The organism is Soehngenia sp. (assembly GCF_055108775.1).
Genome location: NZ_JBSQIL010000059.1, coordinates 1 through 9960 on the forward strand (window position 1 = coordinate 1; position 9960 = coordinate 9960).

The 9960-nt window shown below is 30.6% G+C and carries 9 protein-coding genes; 2 read left to right on the top strand and 7 right to left on the bottom strand.

Annotated elements, in window-relative coordinates:
* Positions 1 to 136 precede the first annotated feature (136 nt).
* Together ACTB1H_RS07545 and ACTB1H_RS07550 are read right to left on the bottom strand one after the other, a co-directional pair.
* Positions 137 to 1351, bottom strand: coding sequence for an MFS transporter (locus ACTB1H_RS07545; RefSeq protein WP_463262232.1), 1215 nt, complete (start codon positions 1349 to 1351; stop codon positions 137 to 139).
* A 21-nt stretch (positions 1352 to 1372) separates the two neighbouring features.
* Positions 1373 to 1948, bottom strand: a complete 576-nt coding sequence (locus ACTB1H_RS07550) for a glycerol-3-phosphate acyltransferase (protein ID WP_463262233.1) — start codon at positions 1946 to 1948, stop codon at positions 1373 to 1375.
* 82 nt (positions 1949 to 2030) lie between these two features.
* Here ACTB1H_RS07550 and ACTB1H_RS07555 point away from each other — a divergent pair, with 82 nt between their 5' ends.
* Positions 2031 to 3545, top strand: a complete 1515-nt coding sequence (locus ACTB1H_RS07555) for a DAK2 domain-containing protein (protein WP_463262234.1) — start codon at positions 2031 to 2033, stop codon at positions 3543 to 3545.
* Position 3546: 1 nt separating this feature from the next.
* Here the strand turns inward: ACTB1H_RS07555 and ACTB1H_RS07560 are convergent, their stop codons facing one another.
* The 4 genes from ACTB1H_RS07560 to ACTB1H_RS07575 form a co-directional block, all read right to left on the bottom strand.
* A complete protein-coding gene (locus ACTB1H_RS07560; protein WP_463262235.1) occupies positions 3547 to 4398 on the bottom strand; it encodes a DegV family protein in 852 nt (283 codons plus the stop codon).
* A 143-nt stretch (positions 4399 to 4541) separates the two neighbouring features.
* Complete coding sequence (iadA, locus tag ACTB1H_RS07565) at positions 4542 to 5708, bottom strand: beta-aspartyl-peptidase (RefSeq protein ID WP_463262236.1); 1167 nt, start codon at positions 5706 to 5708, stop codon at positions 4542 to 4544.
* 27 nt (positions 5709 to 5735) lie between these two features.
* On the bottom strand, positions 5736 to 6611 hold the full coding sequence (locus tag ACTB1H_RS07570) for a succinylglutamate desuccinylase/aspartoacylase family protein (RefSeq protein ID WP_463262237.1): 876 nt from the start codon (positions 6609 to 6611) through the stop codon (positions 5736 to 5738).
* Between the two features lies 1 nt (position 6612).
* The gene (locus ACTB1H_RS07575; protein ID WP_463262238.1) at positions 6613 to 8652 is read right to left on the bottom strand and encodes a sigma-54 interaction domain-containing protein; all 2040 of its coding nucleotides are present in this window, start codon (positions 8650 to 8652) and stop codon (positions 6613 to 6615) included.
* 79 nt (positions 8653 to 8731) lie between these two features.
* On the opposite strand from ACTB1H_RS07575, the gene ACTB1H_RS07580 reads away from it, so the two are divergent.
* Complete coding sequence (locus ACTB1H_RS07580) at positions 8732 to 9097, top strand: hypothetical protein (protein WP_463262239.1); 366 nt, start codon at positions 8732 to 8734, stop codon at positions 9095 to 9097.
* 3 nt (positions 9098 to 9100) lie between these two features.
* On the opposite strand, the gene ACTB1H_RS07585 is transcribed toward ACTB1H_RS07580, so the two are convergent.
* A partial coding sequence (locus ACTB1H_RS07585; protein WP_463262240.1) for a cyanophycinase occupies positions 9101 to 9960 on the bottom strand: 860 nt, incomplete at its 5' end.

Sequence of the window (9960 nt, forward strand, 5' to 3'; positions counted from 1 at the left end):
TTAATCACAAGCAACCAAAAAGACTTTATCGTTATCTTTCATAAAAATGTATTTATAAATTATATTGTCTTATTATTATACACTAATCAAATTTTATGTTTTTCTTTTTTTGCGTTTTAATAACTATGCAATTCACCTATTTAATCATCTTATTCATCTTATAATAAAGCATAAGTGCAATTATTTCAAATAAAGCAACAATAAATGCTATAGTGCTTATTGATCCCTTGTCATATAAGAATCCCATTAGTGAAGATCCTCCTAATAATGCTAAACCATATGCTGCATTAAACACTCCATAGCCTGTTCCTCTTTTATTAAATGGTGTTATATCCGCAATAGCTGATCTCATAATTGTTTCGTGGACTCCCATTATAATACCAAAAACTACCATTCCTATGATTACTAGCACTTTTGAATCAGTCAATGCAAATATTGGTAATATTACTGATAAAAAAGGTATTGCAAGTAATGTTAAAAGTCCTGATGTCTTTATTCCTGTTTTTGATTTCAAATTATCATAAATCTTGCCAAATAAAAGAGCAGTTAATGCATCTATTCCCATTGCTATCCCATATAGTAAAGTTATGTTTCCATCGCTAAATATTCCTGTATCTTTTAAATGATATCCAATAATGCTGAAATTCAAAAATCCTAAAGTTGCAAAAAAAGTAAAAGCAGTATATATCCAAAAAGTAGGTTGTAATTGTTCTTCAATAAAGTCATTTACATGAACTTCTTTTATCAAATTTTCTTTTTTTATCTTGTTGTATGAAAATATTAGAAAACCCATTAGCAATATAAATGGAATAAATAGTGTTTTATAGCCTAATTGGTATTGTGATATCTCATTTTCTCCTGCTACTAAAAACACCAGTGTAAATATCAATGGTCCAACTAAAGCACCTATTTGATCTAAGGCTTCTTGAAGCCCAAATGCGAAGCCAACTCCAACTTGATTTTGAGCAACTGCTGAAACTATTGTGTCTTTAGATGGATTTCTTATTGCTTTCCCAATTCTTTCCATTAAAATCAATACTATTAATATATTCCAATTCATGGTAAACCCCATTAAAGGAACTGCTATTAGCATCCCATATCCCAAAAACATAAATAGCCAATATCGCCTTGTCTTGTCTGAGAAAATTCCAGCTATTAACCTTAAAGCATAACCTATAAATTCTCCAATTCCGAAAACTATTCCTACTTGAGTAGCACTTACATTTAACAGATTAAAATATTGGCTGTTTGCACTTCTAGCTCCTTCATATACTGCATCTCCTAGTAAACTAATAACCCCAAATAATATTATTACTGTTACAGCAGGTGAATATTTGGATTGTTTTTCCATGATTTTATCCTTCTCCTAATATTAAGATTCTTTATTTAGAAAAGCTTTTATATAATCTAAATTCTTATACATAACAAGCAAAGAAATTAAGAAACTAGTAATGACTCCTTCTAATGGTGCATTTTGATAATATAATATAATTGGCAGGATAAAAATTCCAATTCCAGTTGCTGCATTTGCTTTTTTCCCGAAAGCAAGAGTCAAAATACCAATAAACCCAAATAGATATATTATTGTAACAGGAGAAATTATCAGTAATATACCAACTAGGCATGCTAATCCTTTTCCTCCTTTGAATTTCAGAAAAATGCTAAAATTATGCCCTAAAATAACAAGAAACGATGCAAAATATGGTAATATATCATATCTGCTGTAATTTTTTGCTATTGAAACTGCTAATACCGCTTTTGACGCATCAAATAAAAATGTCAAAACACCTGGTATAATGCCAAAATTCTTAATCGCATTAATCGTACCTACGTTTCCACTACCAAGTTCTGTGATATCTTTTTTCTCAAATATTTTACCTATAATGAATGCAGTTGGAATAGAGCCTAATAAATAAGCTAGTATTAAAATAAGTATATCATTTATCAAACCTCTCTTTCATTTTTCTGATTAATTATCTTTTTTTCTGGTATATTATAAGTATTGATTACTACATTATGAGGAGGAAAAAATGAAAAATTCATATTTTACCGGTAAAATTTATAAAGACACTATCTCCATTTATCTTAAAGAACTTAAGGAGAAAAAAGACAATTTAAATAAGATAAACCTTTATCCTGTTCCTGATGGAGATACCGGAAATAATCTTTTAGCAACTGTTGAGTCGGCTTATGAAAATTTGATTAATATAGATTCAGATAAACTCGATGATATATCTAAAGCAATTTTTTTAGGTGCTAGATCAGGTTCCACTGGCAATTCTGGGGCTATTATATCCGAATATTTCAGAGGATTAAGTGAAACCTTTGAAGGACACGATAAAGCAGATTTAAATTTATTATCTAAAGCTTTCAAAACCGCTTATGAATCTTCATATAATTCCTTAATGAATCCTAAAGAAGGCACGATACTCACTGTTGCTAGAGAAGTAGCTGAAAAAGCAGAAGTATCGGACAAAACAACACTTGATGAATTTATTAATGATTTGTTTTTTGAATCTAAAAAATCCCTTCTAAAAACAAAGGACATACTTTCGGTATTAAAAAACAAAGATGCTTTTGATGCTGGGGCTTGGGGACTATATTTGTTTTTTTCATCTCTTGCAAAAGCCATAGGGTTAGATGTTAATGATGATATAACCATAGATTTAGAAAAAAATTACTTTGTATATGATGATAGTTTCGATTTCGAAAACCCTTATGATATGGAGTTCAAAGTAGCTGCTCAAGAGAAAAAAATAGAACCAACTCTCAGAGCTTCTTTGTCAACCTTAGGTGATGAACTAATAACCAGAGATAGTTCATCTGGCATTTATGTTCACATACACACATCTAATCCTCTTAGAGTAATTGAAGAGGTTTATAAAATATCAAAAATAGAAAATATTATCATAAGAGATATGCAAAGCCAATATGCAGATTATTCTCAAGATGAAATGAAATCGAGAAAATACCACATATTAGCTTTTGGTTCTAGCCCTGGTCTAATCGCAATGTATGCAATGTCTGGTGCAGATGCCGCAATGGATAAAGAACTTACTAATAAAAAGAAAAATATTATAAATGAGTATATTAACTCAAATACTTTGATTTTATCTACAGAAAAAATTCAATTGAATTCACCTAGCCCCATCTATATATTAAATGAAGTTCAAATTTTGTCGGTACTTATTTCAATGTATTCTGAAGATTTACCTTCAAAATCAGAAATCGAAAGATTATCAAGTTATACAAATTATGCTAGACTAAATCATACAGAAGATGTTTGCCATTTAATAATAAATGAACAAATTGTTAAAGAAGTTAGCACAAACGATGTAAAATATTATTTAGATCTAGCCATGGAAGCAATTGAAAAATTAAATCCTCAAAAAGGTGACAGTTTAACAATATATTATGGTTATGATCTAACTAAAGATGAAATTAATATACTATTAAAGAGGATTAATGATAAATATCCAGATATTGACAATATATATACTATATTTTCAGGTAGCGAAAATCCAATAATAGTAACTATTGAATAAGCTATTTATAAGTATAACCTATCGAAACAACTCCTGGCCCTACATGTAGTCCAATAGCAAGTGTTAGAGGAGAGATGTCAATGCTTAAATCAGGGTAGACTTCTTCTATCATGCTTTTAAGCTTTAACGCCTCATCCTCTACATTTGAGTGAGATATCGCTACCCTTAACATATCTTTGCCCTCTGTATCTTTTTTTAGCTCTTCTATCATCATTTTGTACCCTTGATTCATTCCTCTTGCTCTACCAAAAAATTTAATTTCACCATTTTTTAAATATACTAGTGGCTTTATATTGAATAAATCACCAGCTACTGAGGCTACTTTGCCAATTCTTCCACTTCTTTGAACATATTTCAATGTAGATAATATAAGGGAAAATTTTGCGTTCGGCCTTAATTCATTTAAAACATTTAATATTTGGTCAATATCTTCCTGATTTTCAGCCATTTTTATAGCTTCCATCACTAATAAACTAGAGGCTGGTCCTGCAGTATTGGTGTCAAATATAATTATACGATCTCTATCCTTTTCATTAAACTCCTCTCTCGCCTTCATAGCTAACGAGTAAGTGTTGCTAACCGAAGATGCTACTGTCATACATAAGCAATGGTCATAAGATTCAATTGCCATTTTGAACTCTTGATAAAATCTTTCATAAGATGGTGCTGATGTTGTTATTTTAACTTCATCCTTTTCTAATTTTTCATAAAGTTCTTGTGCATCAACATCAATCACATCTTCAAATATATCCTCACCTACATGAATATTTATAGGTACTATAGGAATATTGTGCTCTCTCACCAAATTCAAAGAAGGTGAGCAAATACTGTCTATTACAACTTTTACTGTCATTATTATTCCCCCTTTTGAATTTATATTACCCATATTCCCAAAAATAAACACAAATGTATAAAATTTGCTCTTATAAATCTAAATCCAATTTTACAAATTTATTTGCTTTAAATAATAATAAATACTATGAAATTTCATAGTATTTATTCAAAAGTTCCTTTGATTTTAATTTCCTTTTGCTTTATCATGATTTGCCCTTTTGAGATTAATGTATCCAAATCTAAAGTTTCTTTACTCAAAATCAATATATCAGCATCAAAACCTTTTTTAATTTGCCCTTTGTTCTTTAATTTCAATATTTGAGCAGGGTTCTCTGTGGCTACCTTTAAGCAGCTTTCGAAATCTATCCTCTCTTCAAAATACATATTTTTTATACATTGCAAAATTGAGGAGACTTTCCCAATCATTAGCCCAACAAGATTTCCTTCTTTGTCAAATGAAGGTAGACTTCCCTGTCCATCTGACGAAATTGTTATTTGCGATATGTCTATTCCATGGTCAATCATTTTTCTTACTGCTTTGCTTGATGATATTTCTCCTTCTTCTATGAACTTTTTAGTTGTGCTTGTTGTAAAGTCGACATATCCTCCATGCCTTGCATACTCAATTGCTTCTTCCAAAATCCATTCATTTCTACTCATATGAGTCGGTAAAAACTGAGTTATTGGTATATCAGATTTGTCAAGTAGATCATAAATTATCTTTAGTGGATTCTTGCTATCTCCTAAATGTAAGTTTATTACTCCAGCTTTGCCTGATAGCATCCCGCCAACTCTAGTATCTGATGTAAGCCTAATAAGTTCTTCTACACTTGGACAAGAAGATCTATGGTCTGATATAGCTATTTCACCAGTCCCTATTATTCTTTCTATCAATATCAAATCATCAGTAATGCTTCCTGTTACAGTTCTTACTGGCACTTGATATGATCCAGTGTAAGCATATGCTGTAATTCCTTCTTCATTTAAAGCATAAACTTTAGCTAATAAATTTGACATTGTTCTTGATGTTCCATCTGTACCTAGGACTCCAACAACTGTGGTAACCCCTGCTGTAGTTATATCCGTAAGAGTGATTTCTGGAGTTCTTGTCTTGTATCCACCTTCTCCGCCACCGCCACATACATGTACGTGGCTATCAATAAGCCCAGGAACTACGAATTTTCCCTTAGCATCTATTAACTCATACTCAAGTCCTTCCAAAGATATATTGTCCCTTAAATCAATTATCTTGTCATCAGCAATCAATATGTCTTTCTTTCCAATGTATGATGGAGCATATACTATCCCGTTCCTAATTAGTTTTATCATGTTATCCTCCTAAAGGTAGCTTTAAGTTTACTTTTTTAATATATATGAATATATGAAATCTCCTTTGTATACAAAAGAATCAGGTATTATGCTGTGAACCTTTAAATCAGTTTCAGCTATTAATTTAAAATCACCAATTTCCCCTAATATTTCCCCCTCATATACCATATCTCCTGATGATTTTATTGGTTTAAACAATCCAGAAGCAGGTGTTTTTATTTCAAAAATTTCTCCATAATATGTGGGTGGATTGTTAACGGTTTTTCCTTCGATAAAGTCAAGAGCTATTAGCAGATTTTTTAAGGCCTCAAAACACTTTTTCGCTAAATGAGTGTTAATTGCACCTTTTGACGACCCACTTGGAATTTCTATGATAAATGCAATTTGCTCCCTTAAGTAATTGCTTTCAACAAAGAATTGACCTCTAAGCCCTGCCGACTGAACTAAATTATCTAGTGGCAAATGATTTATAACTGATAGTGCCTTTGGAAATTTATCATATATTGATAGAATATAAGGTATCGAATATTGATTTGCACAATGTAGATCAATTATTATATCCATATCACAAGCTTCATCCCAAATATTTTTTGCAGCTTTATGAGTTGCCCCATCTATTTCATTTCCAGGAAATATTCTATTCATATCCACTCCATCATAAAAAGAAGTTCTACTAAATCCCCTAGTTGCAACTGGATTGCACTTAGGCATAATCTTGATGCTCCCATTTTTAAGCTTTGTACTGTTTAAAAACTCAATCAACTCATATGCTATAGATATCCCAGCTACTTCATCTCCATGAATCCCAGCAGTTATCATTAGTTTAGGGTGATTCTCCCCAAATTCATATACTTCTTGCTCAAATGAAGGGTTGTCTTCTACAATTATTTTTCTCATATTCATTTTATTCACCTTCAATAATCATACTATTCAAATAAGCCAATCCTTTTCTGGTTAAGACTGTGCCTTTCTTTCCTCTAGTTTTAGTGATATATCCATATTCTTCTAAATAATTGAGTTTAGTTCTTATCATATTTTCTGTTATATTTATCCCAATATCATTCAAAAACTTCGTTATTTTTTCTCTGCTTGCATTTAAATTGTTATCTTCTAATTTTTTAATTGTATTCAATATAGTTAACATCTCTCCACTAAGAATTTTGAATTCATATTCATCTTCGCAATCATAATTTTCTATTTCTTCCTCGAAAAATTTCTTATCAGGTAAATCCTCTATTGTCAATATTTCACTAGTTCTTACAGCTAGCATATATTTAATTGTTGACTCTAATTCCCTTACATTACCTAGCCATTTATAGCTTTCAAATTCCTCAATCACTTCTTTTGAAATATCTATTCTTTTAGATGTTTCTTTTGAAATAAAATATTCGACTAAATCTTTAATATCAGAAACTCTTTGTCTAAGAGGTGGTAAATTGATATATCCAATTTTTAATCTATAATAAAGATCAGATCTGAATTGTTTTTCTTTTACCATTTTCCTTAAATCTTTATTTGTTGCTGCAATAACTCTAACATCAACTGATTTAATGTTTGTTCCCCCAATCGGCATTATCTCCTTTTCTTGTAGTACCCTTAATAATTTAGTCTGTACTTTTAAAGATATGTCGCCAATTTCATCTAAAAAAATCGTTCCTCCATCAGCTAACTCAAATAATCCTATTTTCCCTCCTTTTTTTGCCCCAGTGAAAGCTCCTTCTTCGTATCCAAAAAGCTCAGACTCAATCAACTCATCAGGAAGTGCACTGAAATTAACGGCTAAAAATGGTCCGTCTTTTCGTTTTGATGTATTGTGAATTGCCGATGCAAATAATTCTTTTCCTGTACCGCTTTCTCCTTCAATTAATACTGTTAAGTCAGACTTTGAAAGTTTCAATGCAGTTAATTTAACTTCGTTTATTTGAGGACTTTTCCCAATTATGTCATCAAAATCATATTTTGCAAAATGTCCTTTTAAGAGTAAATCATGACTATATTTGCTTTTAGAATTTGCTCTTTTTTCTTTACTCGTTGTTATGACAATATTATCACTATTTGGAATCTTAAATTTTGATGCTTTTATAATAAGTCCTGCAATTTCTATTTCTTTATTTTCATAAAACTCAGCACTCATAAAGTATTTTAAAACTTCTTTATCAACTAAGTTCTTTACATTTCTATTTTCAATATTCCTTTTGTCTGGAGAAAGTAATTTGGTCATCTGTTCATTAGCGTATTTGATGTACCCATTTTCATCGATTACCAGTATACCGTTAACTAAACTGTTTACTATATTGTTAAGATACGTGTTTAAAGTGTTTATGTTATTATTGACTAAAGAAATATTTTTTGATACATTTATGATTTTTTGCATATATCTCTTAGTAAAAAATCTTGTATCTTTGTTGTCAAAATTTAATTTATCCATTATTTTGTAAAGAGTGTTAATGTCCATAATCCTAGGTCCTAAATCTATTACCTTTTCTACACAGTCAGGTACTTTATCTGATTCTCCAGGTGTTATCGCAATTTTTAATTTTTTATATTTATCAATCCCTGGATAATATGGATAATATTTTATATGGTTTAATCCTAACTCCATCAAGTCTTCAATTGAACTTTGTGCAGTTTCCTTCTCATCGTTAACTAGTAAAACTTCTGTTTTGGGAGGAATATTTGCAACCAGTTCAATATGATCAAAATTTATACTTCTTTCGCTTATTATATAATCTTTACAATTTAACTTTATTCCTCTTTCTTTTAGTTCATTTACAAGATTTTCACTTGAATATATCATTAAGTCTGCAGTTATTTCATTTGGGACATTCTCTTCAATCGCCAAACTTTTAATAGTTATATACTCAGGAATAAACTCTCGAAGCTGACTATAAAGATGTTTTTTTGTATTCCCAGAACCTGTTATCAAAACTATGCTCTTTTGCATAATATCACCTATCCATTCAGAATTGTTTAATGCTTTAGCTTATGCTATAATTTATAATTATATCATTGGAGATGAAATTATGCGATTTATGTTTATTAAACACCTGATTCTAAAATTAGTTATATCCTCAGCTCTAATATATGTCTTAGATAATCTCTTATTCTTTGAATTTAGTAGGCTTAATATTTTGTTTGGTTTTTCAGGAGGCTTACTCCTACTTATTGGCTGGATTAATTATTTGTCAGAAGATGGTCTTAAACTATTTAAATTGTTTTCAAAGTCATCTTCCATAAAATCAATCTTTAAAAAGCCTAAAAATAAAGGTATTTTAAACATGTATGAAGATGATTCATTTACTGCCAAATCAGAAAAAAATACAAGAGAACCAATACTTAGTAATATTGTTGCAGGTATAATTCTAATAATTATTTCAAACTTTATTTAATAATCATAGTGTAAGCTCTATTCGTTCACCATCTCTAAATATGCTTACTTCTATTCTTTCAAAAGAAAATTTTTCATCTGTTTTACAGTTTTTTGTTCGCCTTGAATCTAGCATAAAAACCGCACCAGACCCTAATACTTCTAAAGTCTCCTTGTCCTTATCATATATCAATGCTGTGTCCTCAGATACTCCAAATCCTAGTAAAGTCTTATTATCAGATTCCAATACTGCTCTAGCAAGTCTAAGGAGCCTAGCTCGCTTATCAAAATGTTGATCTACTATGCCCAATTCAAAAAATCCTAATCCTTTTACTATTCTCATATAGTCATCATTTTCTTCATCATAATCATCATAGCCATATTTTATCCTACCTTTTAGCACATCAGTGTTATCCCCTGAACCTATCATTACTTTACTCATTATTGCTGCTCCTGCACTAGTGCCCCCAATTATGCCTCCTGTCTCATATATCTCTTTCATTTTCATAAGGGCTTTCGTGTCATCCCCATTTTTCCTAATAAAAGCTTTGTGAGTATAGTATTGGTCTCCGCCTGTAAACCAGAACCCATTTATGTCAACAAAAGTATCGACAATTTCGTCATCGTCTCCAAGGGGTGGATCTCGCCAAAAACTACCTTCGTCACCATATATTGGAACTATTATAATATTATCTTCATCTACCCCCAGTCCTTTCCAAATCGATTTAACGTGTTCTATGGTTTCAATTGGTTCATTTCCAGATGCAGTTGGAACTATAGCAATTTTATTTCCATGTTTAGACGCATTCTCTACAAAATATTTATGAATTTTATATTCGCTTTCTTCTAAGTTTCCGCCTGCAATAACTAATTTACCTTTCATTA

Bases quoted from the DNA above. Each gene is read 5' to 3' on its own strand.
- ACTB1H_RS07545 (WP_463262232.1), bottom strand. From the start codon at position 1,351: ATGGAAAAACAATCCAAATATTCACCTGCTGTAACAGTAATAATATTA.
- ACTB1H_RS07555 (WP_463262234.1), top strand. From the start codon at position 2,031: ATGAAAAATTCATATTTTACCGGTAAAATTTATAAAGACACTATCTCC.
- ACTB1H_RS07560 (WP_463262235.1), bottom strand. From the start codon at position 4,398: ATGACAGTAAAAGTTGTAATAGACAGTATTTGCTCACCTTCTTTGAAT.
- iadA (WP_463262236.1), bottom strand. From the start codon at position 5,708: ATGATAAAACTAATTAGGAACGGGATAGTATATGCTCCATCATACATT.
- ACTB1H_RS07570 (WP_463262237.1), bottom strand. From the start codon at position 6,611: ATGAATATGAGAAAAATAATTGTAGAAGACAACCCTTCATTTGAGCAA.
- ACTB1H_RS07575 (WP_463262238.1), bottom strand. From the start codon at position 8,652: ATGCAAAAGAGCATAGTTTTGATAACAGGTTCTGGGAATACAAAAAAA.
- ACTB1H_RS07580 (WP_463262239.1), top strand. From the start codon at position 8,732: ATGCGATTTATGTTTATTAAACACCTGATTCTAAAATTAGTTATATCC.